Here is a 17,727-nt window from a genome sequence, read left to right as displayed (position 1 = left end):
CGTCACGCCGTGGTGAAGACCTGGCACCACGAGCCGCCGCGTGGGATCCCAGGGCGCCGCACACGTTGCGTTTGCCCAGCTGAAGGGCATCGCCGGCGCGCTCAGGACAACGCGTCGCGAACTCGCCACGGGCGATCGCCGGGCGTGGGCTTGGTCGCGGTCAACTGCGCGCACATCAATCCGAAGCCGAGACGACGCGTGTCCGTCCCGAGACCCAGTGACTCTGGTGAACGGCAGTCCGGGATGCGTAAAGTCACCGTCACGGGTCGGCCGGTCGTGGGGAAGGCCACGATCCGTTCGACCGGGCGCTCGTCGTGGGGATGACGGAAGTGCCACGTGTCCATGACCCGATCGTCGACCAGGACCTCGACGCTGATCGTCGGGGCCTGGGGCATCACGAACGCACGTCCCCACGCCCGCAGGTAAAGGCGGCGGCCACCGGCAGGAAGCGGGGCGAACGTGAGTTGAGCGGCCGGCCCTTCGCTCCAGACGCCCCAGTGTGCGGGTGTATTCCACCCCTCTTGCAGCAACAGGAGCCCACGCTGTCCTGAACCGAAGGCGAGGACGTCGCCCACCGTCCAGCCGATCCGCTGCCGCGCGACGGCGATGGTGCGCTCCTGGTCCGACAGCGCGCGCAATCGCACGTCGGCCAGCGTAACGGCTGTGGCAGCGTCGCCAGGTACGGCGCTCGTGAAGGTCGTTTCGATGTCAAGGACCGCGCGCTCGACGAGTGCAAGCGGGGGCACGTGCAACTCGTGGCGGCTGGCCAAAGGCCCGATATCCCAGGTCGCGGCCGGTATGCCGCCGATGGCCATTGCGAGCGTTCCTGTGACACCCGCCGCCGTCGCGCTGATCGCGACGCCAGCTTCGCGCATTGCGTCGTCGATCAGCACACCCAGGCGCGCGTGATGCGTGAGACTCACCTCGCCTTCCCCGCTTAGGTCACAGCCCTCGCGCCAGACGACAAGGTCATCGAGACATGGCACTGGGGGGAGAGGAGCGCGGGCAGCAAACGGAGTTGAAAGAGCCGCCAGCACCGAGTGAGCCGCGTCAATCCACGTCGGCAGGGTCCGATGTTCGCGTATCGCGGCCTCGCGCGCGGCCAGAGCCTCCGGCTGCCTTGAGAGCTGCTCGACGAGACCACACCAGGCCACGTGATCGTAGGGGTCCAGGAGCGGAAAGACGCCGGCCGCGGCTTCCCGTAGCGACGACGTGTTGGCTGCAACGCAGACCTTGCCGTGCGCCAGGCTCTCGCTCACGGGCAGGCCCCAGCCCTCGTACAGCGACGGGTACGTCGTGAACAGGCAGTGCCGGTAGCACCACGCCAGCGCCTCATCGTCCACGTCATCGAGATGGACGACGTGGTCGTGCAACGCCGGGTCGCGGCGGATGCGGTCGGCAACGGCGGCGCCGTCGGGGGCAGTGCGGCCGACCAGCAGCAGCCGTGGGGCACGTGCGCCCAGCGCCTGCACCACTACCCGCCATACGTCACAGAGGAACTCGTGTCGCTTGCGAAACGTGATGGTGCTCACGAACAGGACGAACGGCCGATCGACGAGCCGCGCAAGCGCCGGCGGGACCTCGGTCGGCGTCGTCACCGACATCTCGATACCGAGCGTGATGCGCCGCGCCTCGACCGGGAAGAGGTGGAGGCGCCTGGTTGCATCGGTCAGGTCGTCGCTCGTCGAGGTCGAGTACGTCAGGATGCCGTCGGCGAGCGCCAGCATCGTCGCGATGTTGGCCGAGTTGCGCCCCGACTCTCGTGCCGGGAACCAGTGCGGACGGATGATCGGCAGCACGTCGTGCACGACGGCAACGAGCGCCGCGCCGTTTGCGTCACGCCAGCGCCGCAGCGCGTGCAGGTACGGCGCGTTGGACATCCAGCCGCCACCCGTGACCAGTAGCACGCGCTGGCGGACATCACCGATTCGTGCTGCCGCGGCCGCGCTGTCCGGCGCAGGGAGGTCGACGACCGCGCCATTCGTGGCGTCCCACGCCACGTACCCGAGCGGTCCGGTGTGCACGTCTGCCAACGCCTGTGCGAGCGCGTTCTCGACCCGGCTCATGCCGGCACTTCGCTTGCCGGCGTGGACGCTGGTCGTGAGATCGAACACGATCTCGAGACCGGCACCACTCATGACTCCCGTCCTTCGTGCATCGCCAGTTGAAGGGCCGGCGAAGCACCGGTGAGAGCAGAGGTCACGGTCGACCACGCGTCGCGAACCAACGCGATTCGCCCGTCTGCGCCCCAGATGAGCAGATGTTCGTCGAGCCAGACGACGCCGCGGGGCCGGTGCCATGCGAGCCAGCACGAAGTGTTGTCGGCGTCCAACCTGATCAGGTTCGATTCGGGATGCGCGATGGCGATGACGTCACCACGCTGCGTTCGGCCCCAGGCCTGTCCGGCGGCATCGAGCGCCTGACGCGTGACGGTGCTGTCGACCAGGTCGATGCGCCAGCCTTCACTGAGGCGGCGCGGTTCGTGGCGCCCGTCCAGCACGGGAATCGGATCGAGCCGGACGCTGTCGCGGGTGACGTCGACGATGGCAGCAGGGGGCACGTCGACGACCAGTCGCGCAGGAGTGCCGGGCCTCCATTCCCACAAGCCGGTGGACGTGGTCACGAGAACGCGATGGTCGTCAGCCCAGGCAGCCGTGTACGGCACGCCGGTGATCGACGCCCCGATGACGGTCGTGGGGTCGTTGGTCGCGCGCGCACAGACGTGGCCGTCGTGTTCCTGGCTGAGCGCGACGTGCCAGTGCGGACCTTGAAGCTCCGCAACCAGCGCGACGGGCCACTCGCGGAGCGGAGTGGACAGCCCCGCGGAGTCGACAAGCACACTGGCGCGGGCGCCACGCGGCGTCAGCACGGCGTACCGTCCGTCGCTTGACGGCGATGCGGCATGACTGGGTGGAAGACCGTGATCGGTCAGCCACCTTGGCCGCAGCCAGGCACACGGCATGCGGCAGTCGAGCGATGCTGTCGTCGATGCACGGCGACGCGGACGGATGGCGACCTGCGCGTGCAGCGCAGGGCCGTCCGTCCATCGGAAGGTGAGCGGCTGCGGCGGCGTGGCGTCGGCACGCATCAGTGCTCCCTCGAGTGCGCTGAGCAGTGTCGTGCTGGCAATGGTCCCTGCAACCGACAACTGCGCGCCTGGGAACGCCATGCGCGCATGCACCACGAACGCCTCGTCACTCGCGTTGGGCACACACCCGTCGATCACCGCCGCGCACACGTGCAGCGCCGGATCAGGGCGTTCAGCGGCGCGACAGATGGCCAATTGCGTACGGAGTGCCATCGCTGCCAGGCGAGCGGCCCGCTCCTGTCGACGGTGCGCGCCTGGACCCAGGGCTCCAGACGATGCGACAACTGTTGCGCGCCCATCTGTCCGCCAGCGGCCGGGCAGCGACGCGCGCGCCCGGGCTTCACCAGCAGCGAGCGCCTGCAGGCCAAGGACGGCCGCCTCGGCGTCTGGGCGCCAGGGCAGTTCGATCAACAGCCGGACCTCGCGGGGCAACGCGAGCGGCAGCGCCTGCGTCTGTGTCGAGCTCGTGTCCGTAAGCGTTCCATGTCGCGACAGCCAGGCCATCAGCGTGTCAGCCTGCTGTAGGCGCTGCTCCGCATCGGCCTCACCGACGGTGGGTTGCAGCCATGACGGGGTCCGACCGGCGCGCGCCGCGCACCACTGCACCAGGCGTTCGTCGAGCCACGGATACGCGGCCGACAGCAGCGGCGCCTCAGGCAAGGCCACCTGCGCGCGTCGGGAAGTGGCGCCCAGTCGAGTCGCCATGTTTGTCAGCGTAGCCGTCGTTTCCTCGGCACTCGCGACCCTGGCGAGCGCTGCCTCGAGTCCGTCGCGCTCCCGGCTGTCGTGCGCAAGGGCGGTGCGCAGGCGTGCAGCCAGCTGCCCTGACGCGTCGCCAACGCCCGTCGGCGCCGGGTCGAACCGGACCGACGGGGCGGGCAGTGTCGCGAGCTCGCTCGTGTTGATCTGGGTGATGCCTGGCCCGATCAGCGCGCCGCGACCTGTCGCATTGCGGACGGCGATGCCGTCACTCGCGCTCTGTTCGGCCAGCCAGTCGCGGAAGGCGAGCAGGTGCGGAGCCGAGAGCACGCGACCACCAGAGACGTCTGGCACCTCGACGACGGGGCGTTTGCGTCGCTGCCGAGCCCAGGCCTGGCGGAGGGGGACTCCTTCGAGCCGCTGGCGTGCCCATTCCCGCTCGAACACCACGCCGCGGCTGTAGGGCTGCCCGTCGGTGAACGCGAGGTCTGCGCCGAGCAGCGAAATCGACGCACACGACAGGTGCCGCGCCAGCGAGTACGCGGCGGTGAGTACCGAACCCCAGACGGCCAGCCGTGGAAGGTCGAGTCCGTGCCGAACGAGCCACGGCCAGGGGATGTTGTCGGCGACCCGGAAGAACGTGCGCCGCTCGCCGCACACGTCGAGTGCTGCCGGCGCGATGCTCGCCTCGGCGACGAGCCAGCTCCGCGCGAGCGCACCGAGGCCGCGCAGGTGACGGCCGTTCGTGTTCGTCGGGTCTACGGCGACGATGTAGTCGGGCTCGAGGCCGTGGGCGAGCGCCATACGGACGGTGGTGTCGACGGCGATCACCACCACGCGATCGCGCCACGCACCGCTGCCCTCGAGATTGCGCCACAGACTCGGACCCGCGGCCACGATCACGGCCGGCCAGCCGGTCGCGCGACCGGCCAGCGTCTGCAGCGAGGGCGACTGCAGTACGGCGGGAAGGTTCGTCAGGGTCTGCAGGGCATAGCATGCCCCCAGATCCTCGCGCGCCTTCCGGTTGGCAGCGGCGTCGAAACGGACCCGCTCGAGCACGTCGCGCGCGCGCGCCACCAGCGGTTCGTGCTCCCGGGCAAGGACCGCGTCCTCGATGACGCGGACTCGGGAATCGTCCACGCCGTCCAGCCCGGCCCACGCGTCGGACGCACCAGCGTAGGCAGGACCCACCAATAGGGTGAGACGTCCGGCGTCAAGTGCCGGCCGCCAGTCGCGCCGCGCCAGCATGGTGCGGGCCGACAGCGCGTGCGGCTCGAGAATCAACACATGCCTGGCGTGCAGCTCCTCGAGCAGGACCTCCGCCACGTGTCCGCCTGCTGCGCCCACCAGCACCACGATTGCGTCGTGCGTCGGCACCCTCGCGGTCTCGATCAGTCGCCTCGCGTCACGCAGCGGGTCGTGCCGTCCATGCAGCGCCACCCACTGATCGCGGCTCGTGCGCACCTGCAGCACGGAGCTGTCGTCGGCGGCGATCAGGCGGATCAATGTCGACTCGACCACGCCCTCCAGCCATGCCAGTCGGGGCACGGCGGCGAGATTGCCGGCGAGCAGCGTCTTGCCACTCACGTGCGCCTCCGCCGCTTCGCGTCGTCGATAGCGCACGCGTACACCGCTTCGACGCGGGCGATGGTCTCTTGCCAACGGTATCGACGCACGACCATGGCCGCACCGCGGCGGGCGATGCGCGCAAGCACCGGGACGTCAGCGAGGCCGAGCCGGAGCGCGCGCGCGAGGTGCTTCGATGATGTGCCCCGCAGCACGATGCCGGTCCTGCCGTCCTCGAGGTAATCCTCGATGCCCGGGGCGCTGCGCGCGGCCACCGGAACGCCGACCGACATGGCTTCGAGCACCGCGAGACCCTGCCCCTCGTCGGTCGACAACGAGACGAACAGATCCCACGACCGCAGGTGTCTCCAGACGTCGCGCACCTGGCCGACACGTCGCACATGACCCTCGAGGCCCAATCGACGGATGTCGGCATCGACGAGGGCGTCATACGCGGGGTCGGCTACCGGCCCGACGAGGTCGAGCGTCACAGCCGGTTGGTGCCGCCGGAGCTCTGACAGCAACGCCACGAGTCCGCGCTGGTCCTTGCGCGGCTCGATACGGCCGACGAAACCCAGGCGCGGCCCACTCCGAGGCCTGGGTCGCAGTGACTGGTTCTTCTCCGGCGCTACGTCGATGCCGAGTCGCACCAGGTGCAGCCGCCTGGCCTCCACGCCCCCGGCCGCGAGGAGGTGGTGGTAGGCACGCGCGGACGCAATCACGGCGTCCGCGTTCCGGAACCCCCAGAGATCCATCTGGTCCATCCAGGCGGGTCGATTCGGGCCCCAGCTGTAGAGCTGTCCCACTATTGCTGGCCGACCTGTCGTGCCGGCGACCGCCATCGCCACCGCTGCCGCGGGCACGCCGGCGTGCGCGTGGACGACGGCGGGACGCAGATGGTTCAGAAGGTCTCCGATCGCGCCGGTGGCTGGCCAGAACGACGCAGGGTCACGATCGAATGTGTCGATGCGATGGTGGCGGACGCCGAGCCGGCTTGCGGCGCGTCGGTGCGGCTGCCAGTCGCTCAGGCCGCGAGAGTTCACGCTGGTCACGACGTGCACGGCATGACCGGACCGGCGTTGTGCTTCGCAGAGGCGAATCACGACGCGCCCGGCGCCGCTCCAGAGGAACGGAATCACATGGACGATCGTCACCGCGCGACCTCGTGGTACCGCGTGATCCAGGCGTCCGCGATCGCCTCCCAGCGTCGGGCGTGTGCGGCCTCCACCAGTTCACTCGTCTTGGCCGCCCGTTCCGCCGGCCGCGCGAGCCAGTGCGCCAACGTTTCGACCCAGGCGTCACGCGAGTTGTTCACTACCAATGCGGGATCGCCAACCGTCTCCTGGAGTGCGGCGGCGCGCGAGACGAGTGGCAGGGCGCCCTGGGCCATCGCTTCGAGGACCGGCAGGCCGAATCCTTCCTCCGTCGACGGGCACGCGAGGATCGCCGCCCGGCGATACAGCACCAGCAGGTCGGCGTCGTCGACGAAGCCGGTGAGGTACACGCGTCCCGATGCCGTGGCCTGTGCCGCGATCGGGACCTCGCCCCAGCCGGTCTTGCCCACGATGGTGAGTGTAGTGGCAACGCCACGCTCTCCCAGCGCGAGTGTGGCTTCGATTACCAGCGGAATGTTCTTGCGTGGCTCGAGCGTGCCCACACACAGCACGCCGGCTCTCGCGTCGGCGTCGGCGCCGACGGGAGGGTAGGCGTCGAACGGCGAGGACAAGCCGATCCCGATCACCGCCGTCTGGCTGGGCGCGGCCCCGGCCGCGATGGCGGCGTCCCGTGTCGCGTTCGAGACAGCCACCAGCGGCGTTCCGTGACGGACGATGTCCGCCCAGCCGCGTTCGAACGCCTCACGTACGACGGGCTGGTGCATGTGAGGCAGCGACACCGGTGTGATGTCGAACAGCGTGACGATGGTGGGCAGGGAAGGGGCTGTGAGCGGGGGAAACACCGCATGCAGGAGATCGGCGCCCCATGCGCGTGCCTCTCGTTCGAGCACCGCTCGTTCGTCGGCCGAGAGCCATCGCGCGAGCGAGCACTGCGCCGTGACATGGGGACCGAGCGCGAGTTCCTCGGGCCGATGCCGGTCCGACAGCAGCGCCAGGAACTCGTGGCCGGCCGGGCGCGCCGCCAGGGCCTGGAGCAACCCGCGGGTGTACCTGCCGATCCCCGTGCGCTGGAAGTAGGCTCGTGCGTCGATCGCGACTTTCATGGTGGTGCTGGTGGTCGGCACCGAGCCGGCGCAGACCCCGTGTCGAGATATCGGCCGGAGCCGACCACCATCAACAGGGGTTGGCGTGTCATGCAGGGCCAGTCATTGAAGCGATGCCCGGGCCCGGCCGATTGCCCGTCCGCAGGGAGAGGTATTTCCCGTCCCCCGTTTCGGAGCGTGCATGTACGGTCTTACCGACAGTTCCTCGCTGTTGTCGCTGGTCTCCCCGCCGCCCGCATCGTCCTGTGACCAGGGGGATGTGGACCCGACCGGAGTCCTCCGGCACGTGCGAGGCCTGCTGACGGCCGGCGAACAGGCCGGCGTCGCACCAACCGTGCTGCTGCTGTCCGTCCTGGCGCGGCGCGACCGTGCTCTCGCGGCGCGGGCGCGTCGCACCGCCGAGTGGGCGCGCCTGCTTGCCGAGTCGCTCGGACGGGACGACATCGCACGTGACGCCCACGACGTGGCACTGCTGGCCGACATCGGCCATCTCGCGCTCGTCGAGACCCGTGACAACCCGTGGCTCGAATGGCAACGCCGCCGGGCATCGCATGATCTCTTGCGCGCGATTCCGGCGCTGGCACATCTCGCGCCGGCCACCCTGTCGGTCAGCGAACGCTTCGATGGTGACGGCCTGCCCTTCGGACGCAAGGGCGACGAGATTCCGCTGGAAGCGCGCATCGCGCGCCTGGTCCGGGACTTCGACCTGGCCAGCAAGGGCTGGTGGCCCGGTCAGCCGGCGGTCATCAGCGCGCGCGCCTGTTTCGAACTCGTCTCGGTCGCGGGCCAGACCGTGGATCCCGCGCTCGTGCACACATGGCTTCGTGTACTGGACCGTGAAGTCGCGGCCGACGTCGCCTGAGGCATTCCCGACATGCTGCTGATCGTCGGTGCGCTGATCGTGCTGGGCTCGGTAGCCGGCGGCTACATGATGCACGGGGGGGTGCTCGGCGCCCTTTGGCAGCTCAACGAGCTCGTCATCATCGGCGGCGCCGCCCTCGGCGCCCTGATCATCGGCACCCCGATTTCGCTGATCAAGCAGTTGCTGGCGCGATTGGGCGGTTTCTTCAAGAGCCCGCCGAGCAAGGACATCTACCTGGACCTGTTGGCACTGCAGTACCAGGTGTATCGCCTGACGCAGCAGTCCGGCGTGATGGCGCTCGAGGCGCACGTCGAGGAACCGGAGAAGAGCGCGATCTTCAGCAAGTTCCCGACGTTCCTCGCCAATCACCATGCGGTCTCGTTCCTGTCGGACTCCGTGCGGGTCATCATCCTCGGTGGGGTCACGCCGCACGACCTCGAATCACTGATGGACGAGGACCTCGACGTGCACCACCACGAGGCACTCAAGCCAGCGCAGACGCTTGCCAAGGTCGCCGACGCGTTGCCGGGACTCGGCATCGTCGCGGCGGTGCTGGGGATCGTGATCACGATGCAGGCCATCGGCGGACCGCCTGAGGAGATTGGCCACAGCGTGGCCGCAGCACTGGTCGGCACGTTCCTCGGGATCCTGGCCTCGTACGGCTTCGTGCAGCCGATGGCGACGAGCATGGAGCACATGGTGGAGGCCGAAGGCCGCTACCTGATCTGCATCAAGGCCGGTCTCCTGGCCGTGTACAAGGGATTCCCGCCGGCGATTGCCGTGGAATTCGCGCGACGGACGCTGCCCGAGGACGTCCGGCCGACGTTCACCGAGACCGAGCAGGCCTGCAAGGGACAGAAGGCCGACATGGCCGCGGCAGCCTAGGACACGTCGATGTCATTCCAGCACGCGCCGGTCATCATCATCAAGAAGAAGAAGGCCGCGCATGGCGGTCACCATGGCGGGGCCTGGAAGGTCGCGTACGCGGACTTCGTCACCGCCATGATGGCGTTCTTCCTGGTGATGTGGCTCGTCAACCAGAGCCCGCAGGTCAAGAACTCCGTCCAGGCGTACTTCCAGGACCCCGGCGTGTTCGAGTACGAACACGGCCGGTCGCCGATCGCGTCGGGCGCGGGCATCGTCGGATCAGGCACGGCCCGTCAGGAGCCCGACGTCGCCACGGCGACGGCCGCCCTCGAGCGGGCCGCCGAACGGATCAAGGAACAGATCAAGGCGATTCCCGGCTTCAAGAACCTCGAGTCGCAGATCGAAGTGAAGGTGACGGCCGAGGGACTGCGCATAGAGTTGCAGGAGGGCGGCAAGTCGAAGTTCTTCGACTCCGGCAGTGCCCACGTCAAGGCGGAGACGCGCGCCGTGCTCACGGTGATCGGCAAGGAGCTCGCCGTGCTGCCGCAGTCTCTCGCCATCGAGGGGCATACGGATGCGGCGCCGTTCGGCCGGGACCGTACCTACACGAACTGGGAACTCTCGGCCGATCGCGCCAACGCCGCCCGGCGGATCATGGAGGAGTCCGGGCTGCCGGCCGAGCACGTGAAGGCGATCCGTGGTTTTGCCGACACGATCCTGCGCACGCCCGGAGAGCCCTTCAACCCACGCAACCGGCGGGTGTCGATTGTCGTCCAGAACAATGCCGGACCGCGTCCCCTGAAGGTGTCGGGCACGGCATCGGGCGCTCCTGGTGGTGCCGTCCCCGAGCCCGCGACACCGGCCCAGGCCAACGGCCACGCGACGCATTGACGCCGATGGTGCCGGCTGCGCCGCGTGTTGAAGGCGCACGGGGTTCGTGCCGATTCCGCACATGTGATGTTTCGCGTTCGTCCCTTCCCCGAAGGCACGTCCGGGGGGCCGTCGTGAGGGCGCTGGTCGTCGATGACCAGCCGAACGTCCGGCTGCTGCTCTCGCGCATCCTGCGCAAGAAGATCGGGTGCACTGTCAGCGAGGCGACCAACGGCATCGAAGCGCTCGATCTGCTCGGGCGACAGCGCTTCGACCTCGTGGTGCTCGATGTCCTGATGCCCATGATGGACGGCATCGAAACGCTCGAGGCCATGCGGCGCACGCCGTCCCTGCGGAACCTGCCGGTCATCGTCCTCTCCGCCGTGCGTGACGAAGGCAAGGTCCGGCAGCTGGTCCGGCACGGCATCTCGGGCTACCTGGCCAAGCCGCTGCGGCCGCTCGACGTCGCCGATCGCATCGAGGAAATCATTGCGCGCATCACCGCGGCCAACGGCCAGCCTTCGCGTAGCTTGTCGGCTGTGCCACCCGAAGGGCTGCCCCCGCAGAGCTTCCTGACCGCGCGCGCCGACCTGCGATCCCAGATGATCTCGGCAACCGAACAGGTCTTTGGCATGATGCTCGGGATCGAGGTCCTGGCCATGCCCGGCGACCGGCCCGCGTCGGCTGGCGACGACGTCGTGCGCGTGGTGCTGCGGCTCGGCCGTGAGGATTACGACCTCGAGTTCCTGCTGGCGGCACCGCGCTCGATGAGCGAGCGCATGACGGCTCAATATCTGCAAGCCGGTGACGTAATCGCGGACGAGGACGTGGCCTCGACGCTATGCAAGATGGCCATCATCATCAGCAGCCGCCTGCAGACCACATTGCGCCAGCGCGGCGACCGAGTGACGTTGGGCCACCCAACGGTGTTGCGGGTCGACCCCGTGGACGAAGGCATTGCCGCGCTGATGCGCGTCAACTTCGCGTCGTCTGCCCGTGACCTGCAGTTCATCACTACGCTGCGCGCCGTGCCAGCTGCGCGTGTCGCGGGCGCCCCGTCGGAGGCGACCGCGACGCCCTCGAGGACTTCACGAATGGACACACCTCAGCCCCAGTCACTACCGGTCGATCCCGAGGTGCTCGAGATGCTCGCCTCGCTGCAGGAGCCGGATGAACCCGACCTGGTGGTCGAACTGGTCACGCTGTTCCTGCGCGACACACCGGAGCGGCTGCGTGACCTTCTCGCCCGGCCGCTCGACGCGGGCCATGTGGTTCGCGTCGCGCACGCCGTCAAGGGCAGCGCCGGCAACCTCGGCGCGCTGGTGCTGCAGGAGCGTGCGAGCGCGCTCGAACAGGCCGGCCATGCTGGTGGCACTCCCGAATTGCTCGGCAGCCTGGCGGACGCTTTGCAGGCGGAGTACGGGCGTGTCGAGCGCCACCTTCAGGGCGTGCTGGCCAAACGGCTCGGCGCCGATTCGTCGAAAACAGGCCACTGACGCATCCCGTGCACGATTGTCATCGGAGACCTGAGGTCCGGCCGATGACCACGCCAGGGCTCGAGCGTCGCGGTTGCCTTCAAGACTGCAATCGCCCCGTCGATTCTGGTGCGTAGCCGCACTGCCAGGGGGCAAAGACGCGCCGCGGAGGCACGGTCGTGACCGAGTCCGATGATCTGATTCGAGAGTTCCTCATCGAGAGCCACGAAGGCCTCGACAGGCTCGATCAGGACCTGGTGGATCTGGAAAAGGCCCCCCGGAACCGCGAGACGCTCGGCAGCGTGTTCCGCGCGATTCACACCATCAAGGGCACGTGCGGTTTCCTCGGCTTCACCAAGCTCGAGGGCGTCAGCCACGTGGGAGAGAGCCTCCTCAGCTGCCTGCGCGACGGCGACACGGTGCTCGACGCGCCAATCACCACCGCGCTGTTCGGCATGGTCGACGCCATCCGCGAGATCCTGGCCTCCATCGAGCGCACCGGGGGGGAGGGCGATGCCGACTACACCGCCGTTCTCCAGAGCCTCAGGGCACTCAACGATCGCTGCAGTCGTGCGGGGAACGCATCGCCGGTGGCTGAGTTCGTGGCATCTGTCGAGGACCACGCGCCGGTGCCCGCTGACGATCGCAAGCCCGGCGTCTCGGACAGCACGCTGCGCGTCGACGTCGGCCTGATGGACACGCTGATGAACCTGGTCGGCGAACTGGTGTTCGCCCGCGACCAGGTGCTCCAGTTCACGACGACGACCAACGACGCGTCGTTGCTCAACGCCATGCAGCGCCTGGACCTGGTCACCTCCGAGCTGCAGGAATCGGTCATGAAGACCCGGATGCAGCCGATCGGCAACGTCTGGAGCAAGTTCCCGCGGGTCGCCCGAGACCTGGCGTCGGCGTGCGGCAAACAAGTCCGTGTCGAGATGGAAGGCAGGGACACCGCCCTCGATCGCACCATCGTCGAGGCGATCAAGGATCCCCTCACGCACATCATCCGCAACTGCGTCGACCACGGCCTCGAGCGACCGGCCGATCGGATCGAGCGCGGCAAGCGTGCCGAGGGCACGATTCGGCTCCACGCCTTTCACGAGGGCGGCCAGGTCAACATCGAAATCAGCGACGACGGGGCTGGTATCGCCGCCGATCGCGTGCGCCAGCGTGCGCTCGCGCAAGGCCTGATCACGCGCGAACAGTCACAGCGCCTTTCCGATCACGACGTCATCGCGCTGATCTTCCTGCCGGGGTTCTCGACCGCCGAGACGATCACCAACGTCTCCGGCCGCGGTGTCGGCATGGACGTGGTCAAGACCAATATCGAGCGGATCGGTGGCACGGTCGGCGTCCACAGCGTGGCCGGGACCGGCACGACGCTGCGCATCAAGATCCCGCTGACCCTAGCGATCACCCCGGCGCTCATGGTCCCGGCCGGCGCACAGCGCTCCGCGATACACCATATCCACGGTTCGGTACGACAGGACGGCTTCCTATTCCTGGGCGCGCCCCGAGCCGACACGCAGTCTGATGGCCGGTTGGGTCGGCTGTCCGTGCAGCCAGGATGGATGCCATCGGATCGTTACAGAAGCGCCGCCGGCGTTGCGCGCGGCAGCGTAGTCCCGAGGACGGAGAGTGCCATGCAGTATCTGGAGCAGGAAATCATCTCGCTGACGCAGTACATCTGGGGCGCCACGGTGAACCTCGATGCCGTGCCGCTCGACGCGGCCGCGCCGTCGACGCCGGGTGGCCGCACCCTCGAGGGCGTGATCAACATCACCGGGGCCTGGGCCGGCGCCCTGGTGCTGCAGGTGCCGGAACAGGTTGCCCGTCGCGCAGCCGCGGTGATGTTCGAACTCGATGAGAGCGCCACATCGCTCGAGGACATGCAGGACGCGGTGGGGGAGATCACCAGCATGACCGGTGGCAACGTCAAGGCGTTGCTCGAGGGCCAGTGCGCGCTGTCGCTCCCGGCGGTCGTGGAAGGACGCGATTACTCGATCCGCGTGCCTGGCAGCGAGGCAGTCACGCGCGTGACCTTCGACATCGAAGGTGCACCCTTCGTCGTCAGCCTGCTGACGCGGCGAGAGCGCGCCGCGACGGCAAAAAGGGAGAGTCAGCCGACCGAGTTCAGCAACATTCTCTGAAGCGGGAATTCCCGACTCCCGACCCCCGACTCCCGACTCCCGATCCAATATCCACCCAAAAAAATCGCCGCCGGCGACGGGCGCCGACGGCGTGGGGGAGAGAGGAGGGGAGTGGGATGCTAGGTGAGGCTCGCGCCCGCCTGATCGGCGAGCCAGGTGAAGCTCGGGTTCGGGCCGTCCGCGCCGCGAACGAAGTCGACGACAAACGAGCCCTGCCAGTTGCTGAACTGGAACTTGTCGCCCTTGACCCAATCCACCTTGTGGCCGAGCGACTCCATGCCCTGCTTGACGTTCTGGTTGAACCAGTTCTCGGCCTCGGCCTTGGTCGCCGGCACGGCGCCGGCCGCGCTCGCGAGACTGGCGAAGGCGTCCTTGGCCGACTTCTCCACGTTCTGCTCGCGGTCGAAGTTGAAGCCCTCGAACAGGTCGCGGCGAAGCGCGCCCCGCGAAAGGGTCTGGAGCCCCGTGGCGGCAGTCTGCGTCGAGGCCGTCATCGTGCCGCTCGCCGTCTGGATGCCGTTCATCAGCTGCGACAGGAACGAGCCGAACTCGTCCTGCCCGAGCTGTCCGTCGCTGTTGGCGTCGAAGGACTTGATCAGGTTCTTCGCCAGGTCCTGGACTGCAGTGGCCGACGTGGCCTGCACTGTGCTCATGATGTCCTCGTGCCTCCCGGGAGCGCCTGCTCCCGCGGTTGACCACTGAAGGAGCAAGCGTGGTGCCACGGGCGTCGCGTGTACCGGCCAGGGATTCATGTGATTTGTCACGGAGCCGATTGCTGTCGTATCTGCAGGCTTTCGCCAGTGTTTCCTGCTGAAGTCGGAGATGAACGCCAAGCCGAGGCGGCGCGACACCAACCTGGCCGACGGTCGAAGCCTGCACGAGATGTCGCTCCGTCGACAGCGTCGACCGGCCGGACGACCTCTGGTCAGAGCCACGGAATGCCGGGAATGCCTGGAATGCCGGAATGCGATCGACGATGAGAGGGTGGCGGGTGTGCGTCGAGCAAGCTCGACGCCTACAACTTCCCTGATTGTCGACTCCCGACTCCCGACTCCGATTCCCGATGTGGTGTCCCCCGGTACCCGGAACCCGGTACCCGGTACCCGGTACCCGGTATTGACGCGCCACCGCCCGGGCCCAACAATCGGTCCATGACAATCCGACCCCGCCTGGCTTTGACGGCCGTGACCTTGCTCGTTGCGTCGCTCGGCGGGGCCCACGTCTCTGCCGACGAGGCTGGCAAGACCTACGGCGACGGCGTGACGCTCAAACGCGCGACCCCGATTGCCGCCTTGCTGGCCACCCCGCAGGCGCACGCGGGCAAGGCCGTTCGCGTGGACGGGGTGGTCAGCCAGGTCTGTCAGTCGATGGGGTGCTGGATCGAGATCGCCGATCCCGCGCTTGGCCGCGGCGTCCGCTTCAAGGCCAAGGACGGGGTGATCGTCTTTCCGAAGGACGCCTCGGGGCGGAAAGTGTCCGCACAGGGCACTTTCGAGGAGATTCTCACATCGCCGGTGCGCGAGGCGCACGCCGAGCACGCCACGTCAGCCGAGAACAGCGGCAAGCCGGTGCCGGAGTCCCCGACCGAGAAAATCTACTGGGTGCGCGTCACCGGCGCGGTCCTGTACTGATGGCCGACGCCGCAGGGTCGGCGTTGGCGGCCGACGTGCTCGAGGCCCAGAGACAGAAGGCTGACGTCATCGGCGTGCCCGCCGCACGTCGCCACATCTTCCTCTGTTGCGACCAGGCGAAGCCGAAGTGTTGCGATCGCGAGCGTTCGATCGTCGCCTGGGACTACCTGAAGGCGCGGTTGCTCGCGCTCGGGCTCGCCGACCAGGGCGGCATCGCGCGCACCAAGGCCAATTGTCTGCGGATCTGCACCGGCGGTCCCGTCGCCGTCGTCTATCCTGAAGGGGTCTGGTACGGCGCCTGCGATCCACCCGTACTCGAACGGATCATTCAGGAACACCTGATCGGTGGGCGAGTCGTCGAGGAATACGCGATCGTGGTTCAGCCGCTCGGCGGCGTAATCACTTAACGCCTAACGCCTGACGCCTGACGCTTGACGGAAATGCGCCGAGGCCGGAATGCCGGAATGCCGAAGTGTCGAGACCAGGATTCCTGAATCTTCGGCATTCCCGGCATCGCGGCATCGCGGCATTTCATCAATGCACCGTATACGGTCCGCGCAGGTCGAATTTGCCGATTTCGACGTCGAACGTCTCGCCCGTGGGCGCCGCCATCTGATAGCTGCCCACCATCGATCCGAGCGGGGTCGTGAGCGGACACCCCGACGTGTACTCGAACGACTCGCCGGGCATCAGCACCGGTTGCTCGCCGACGACGCCGGGGCCGCGAACTTCCTCGACGTGCCCCTCGCCATCGGTGATGATCCAGTGACGGGCCTGGAGCTGGACCGTGAGATCGCCCGTGTTCTCGATCTTGATCGTGTAGAGGAAAAACCAGTGCTGGCGTTCGGGAGCGGAGTGTTCTGCGGAGAAGCGTGCGTCGACACTGACGCGAATGCCTCTGGTGGTGGCGGTCGAGGAGCTCATCGGGCGCCTCGAGGCGCGATCGCCGGTGTCATGGGGCGATTGTAGTATGGTGCCGCCGGGAGAGTGCGGGACGTGCCGACAGGGGCAGGTCGTGTCGTCGTCGCGCGGGTCCACGTTCTTCCTGTGTCGCCGGGCCAGGACCGACCCGCGTTTTCCCAAGTACCCGGCGTTGCCCCGCTGGCAGTGCGCCGGCTACGACCCGCCCGATCACGACGAGCGATTACCCGTGCCCGAGTCCACCTCGCCTGCCGCCGTCACCGTTCGCGCCGCCACGCGCGAGGACGTGCCGGCCATTCTCGACTTCATCGAGCAACTGGCCGACTATGAGCGGATGCGGCACGAAGTGAAGGCGACTGCCGCGGCACTCGACGAGACCCTGTTCGGGGCGCACCCGGCCGCCGAGGTGATCATCGCCAGCATCGACGGCCGTGACGTCGGCTTCGCGCTTTTCTTCGAGACCTATTCCACGTTCCTCGCGCGCCCGGGACTGCACCTCGAAGACCTCTTCGTCGTCCCCGAGGCTCGCGGTGCCGGCATCGGCCGTGCCCTTCTTGGGCGTTTGGCCGCCATTGCCGAGGCCCGTGCCTGCGGCCGGCTCGAATGGGCGGTGCTCACGTGGAACGAGCCCGCCATCCAGTTCTATCGCCAGCTGGGGGCAGTCCCCCTTGACGAATGGCAGACCTACCGACTAGATCGGGATGGCATCCGCGCCCTTGCGGGAGCCACCCCCTGCTTAGACCATGACTGACGCGCCCGGTACCCCTCCCGCCGACGACGCTTTCGACAACGACCCGGCCCTCGACGCCACGGTCGAACTGCTGACCCGCGCCCAACAGGGTGATGCCGAAGCCGTCAATCTGCTGTTCAGCCGCTACCTGCCACCGCTGCGTCGCTGGGCTCGCGGCCGGCTGCCGCAGTACGCCCGCGATCTGCTCGAGACCGAGGATCTCGTCCAGGAGACACTGGTCCACGCCTTCCGTCGGCTCAAGGGCTTCGAGATGCGGCACGATGGCGCCCTGCACGCGTATCTGCGGCAGGCCGTGATCAACCGCATTCGCGATGAAGTGCGACGCGCGCAGCGCCGGCCGCCGCCCGAGGAACTCGAAGCCGACCAGCACACCGACAATACGGCGTCGCCGCTGGAGTCGGCCATCGGCACGCAGGCCGTGGAGCGGTACGAGGGCGCCTTGTCGCGTCTCCGGGACGAAGACCGCCAGGCGATCGTCGCACGGGTGGAACTCGGGTTGTCCTATGCCGAGGTGGCGCAGGCGCTCGGCAAGAGTTCGCCCGATGCGGCGCGCATGGCCGTGGCCCGCGCGCTGGTGAAGCTGGCGCAGGAAATGGGCAAGTCGTCGATACCCGCGGATCCCGGCTAAG

15 protein-coding genes are annotated in these 17,727 nt (G+C 68.2%); 9 read left to right on the top strand and 6 right to left on the bottom strand.

The window, feature by feature from the left end:
• Window positions 1-101: 101 nt before the first annotated feature.
• The 4 genes from LuPra_RS18025 to LuPra_RS18010 are packed head-to-tail and all read right to left on the bottom strand — an operon-like array spanning window position 102 to window position 7,571.
• A complete protein-coding gene (locus LuPra_RS18025; RefSeq protein ID WP_157899350.1) occupies window positions 102-2,138 on the bottom strand; it encodes a glycosyltransferase family 4 protein in 2,037 nt (678 codons plus the stop codon).
• Window positions 2,135-5,410 (bottom strand): motility associated factor glycosyltransferase family protein, encoded by a 3,276-nt coding sequence (locus LuPra_RS18020; RefSeq protein ID WP_110172028.1) that lies wholly within the window; start codon window positions 5,408-5,410, stop codon window positions 2,135-2,137. The genes LuPra_RS18025 and LuPra_RS18020 overlap by 4 nt, the downstream gene beginning before the upstream one ends.
• Window positions 5,371-6,507 carry a glycosyltransferase family 4 protein gene (locus tag LuPra_RS18015; RefSeq protein ID WP_110172027.1) on the bottom strand — a complete coding sequence of 379 codons (1,137 nt, stop codon included), beginning with the start codon at window positions 6,505-6,507 and terminating at the stop codon, window positions 5,371-5,373. The genes LuPra_RS18020 and LuPra_RS18015 overlap by 40 nt, the downstream gene beginning before the upstream one ends.
• A complete protein-coding gene (locus LuPra_RS18010; protein ID WP_157899349.1) occupies window positions 6,504-7,571 on the bottom strand; it encodes a glycosyltransferase family 4 protein in 1,068 nt (355 codons plus the stop codon). Before LuPra_RS18010 ends, LuPra_RS18015 begins: the two co-directional genes overlap by 4 nt.
• Before the next feature lie 181 nt (window positions 7,572-7,752).
• Between LuPra_RS18010 and LuPra_RS18005 the strand changes: the two genes are divergently transcribed.
• The 5 genes from LuPra_RS18005 to LuPra_RS17985 all read left to right on the top strand — a co-directional run bounded on the left by LuPra_RS18005 (window position 7,753) and on the right by LuPra_RS17985 (window position 13,795).
• Window positions 7,753-8,433: an HD domain-containing phosphohydrolase gene (locus LuPra_RS18005; RefSeq protein WP_110172025.1), complete on the top strand. Its 681-nt coding sequence runs from the start codon at window positions 7,753-7,755 to the stop codon at window positions 8,431-8,433.
• A 12-nt stretch (window positions 8,434-8,445) separates the two neighbouring features.
• Window positions 8,446-9,318, top strand: coding sequence for a flagellar motor stator protein MotA (gene motA, locus LuPra_RS18000; protein WP_110172024.1), 873 nt, complete (start codon window positions 8,446-8,448; stop codon window positions 9,316-9,318).
• A gap of 9 nt (window positions 9,319-9,327) precedes the next feature.
• The gene (locus LuPra_RS17995) at window positions 9,328-10,191 is read left to right on the top strand and encodes a flagellar motor protein MotB (RefSeq protein ID WP_110172023.1); all 864 of its coding nucleotides are present in this window, start codon (window positions 9,328-9,330) and stop codon (window positions 10,189-10,191) included.
• Between the two features lie 113 nt (window positions 10,192-10,304).
• Entirely contained in the window at window positions 10,305-11,666 is a 1,362-nt protein-coding gene (locus LuPra_RS17990) for a response regulator (protein WP_162271438.1), read from the top strand.
• Between the two features lie 158 nt (window positions 11,667-11,824).
• Window positions 11,825-13,795, top strand: coding sequence for a chemotaxis protein CheX (locus LuPra_RS17985; RefSeq protein ID WP_110172021.1), 1,971 nt, complete (start codon window positions 11,825-11,827; stop codon window positions 13,793-13,795).
• A 119-nt stretch (window positions 13,796-13,914) separates the two neighbouring features.
• Here LuPra_RS17985 and LuPra_RS17980 read toward each other — a convergent pair whose 3' ends face one another.
• Complete coding sequence (locus LuPra_RS17980; RefSeq protein ID WP_110172020.1) at window positions 13,915-14,448, bottom strand: hypothetical protein; 534 nt, start codon at window positions 14,446-14,448, stop codon at window positions 13,915-13,917.
• Window positions 14,449-14,946: 498 nt separating this feature from the next.
• Here LuPra_RS17980 and LuPra_RS17975 point away from each other — a divergent pair, with 498 nt between their 5' ends.
• Window positions 14,947-15,426, top strand: coding sequence for a DUF4920 domain-containing protein (locus LuPra_RS17975; protein WP_110172019.1), 480 nt, complete (start codon window positions 14,947-14,949; stop codon window positions 15,424-15,426).
• The gene (locus LuPra_RS17970) at window positions 15,426-15,833 is read left to right on the top strand and encodes a (2Fe-2S) ferredoxin domain-containing protein (RefSeq protein ID WP_169812023.1); all 408 of its coding nucleotides are present in this window, start codon (window positions 15,426-15,428) and stop codon (window positions 15,831-15,833) included. The genes LuPra_RS17975 and LuPra_RS17970 overlap by 1 nt, the downstream gene beginning before the upstream one ends.
• Before the next feature lie 127 nt (window positions 15,834-15,960).
• Here LuPra_RS17970 and apaG read toward each other — a convergent pair whose 3' ends face one another.
• Window positions 15,961-16,350, bottom strand: coding sequence for a Co2+/Mg2+ efflux protein ApaG (apaG, locus tag LuPra_RS17965; RefSeq protein ID WP_110172018.1), 390 nt, complete (start codon window positions 16,348-16,350; stop codon window positions 15,961-15,963).
• Window positions 16,351-16,441: 91 nt separating this feature from the next.
• Here apaG and LuPra_RS32840 point away from each other — a divergent pair, with 91 nt between their 5' ends.
• Both LuPra_RS32840 and LuPra_RS17955 read left to right on the top strand, forming a co-directional pair.
• On the top strand, window positions 16,442-17,098 hold the full coding sequence (locus tag LuPra_RS32840) for a GNAT family N-acetyltransferase (protein ID WP_237050619.1): 657 nt from the start codon (window positions 16,442-16,444) through the stop codon (window positions 17,096-17,098).
• The gene (locus LuPra_RS17955; RefSeq protein WP_110172016.1) at window positions 17,091-17,726 is read left to right on the top strand and encodes an RNA polymerase sigma factor; all 636 of its coding nucleotides are present in this window, start codon (window positions 17,091-17,093) and stop codon (window positions 17,724-17,726) included. The genes LuPra_RS32840 and LuPra_RS17955 overlap by 8 nt, the downstream gene beginning before the upstream one ends.
• Window position 17,727 lies beyond the last annotated feature (1 nt).

Source organism: Luteitalea pratensis, assembly GCF_001618865.1.
GTDB lineage: Bacteria > Acidobacteriota > Vicinamibacteria > Vicinamibacterales > Vicinamibacteraceae > Luteitalea > Luteitalea pratensis.
This window is presented reverse-complemented; position numbering and strand designations above follow the sequence as displayed.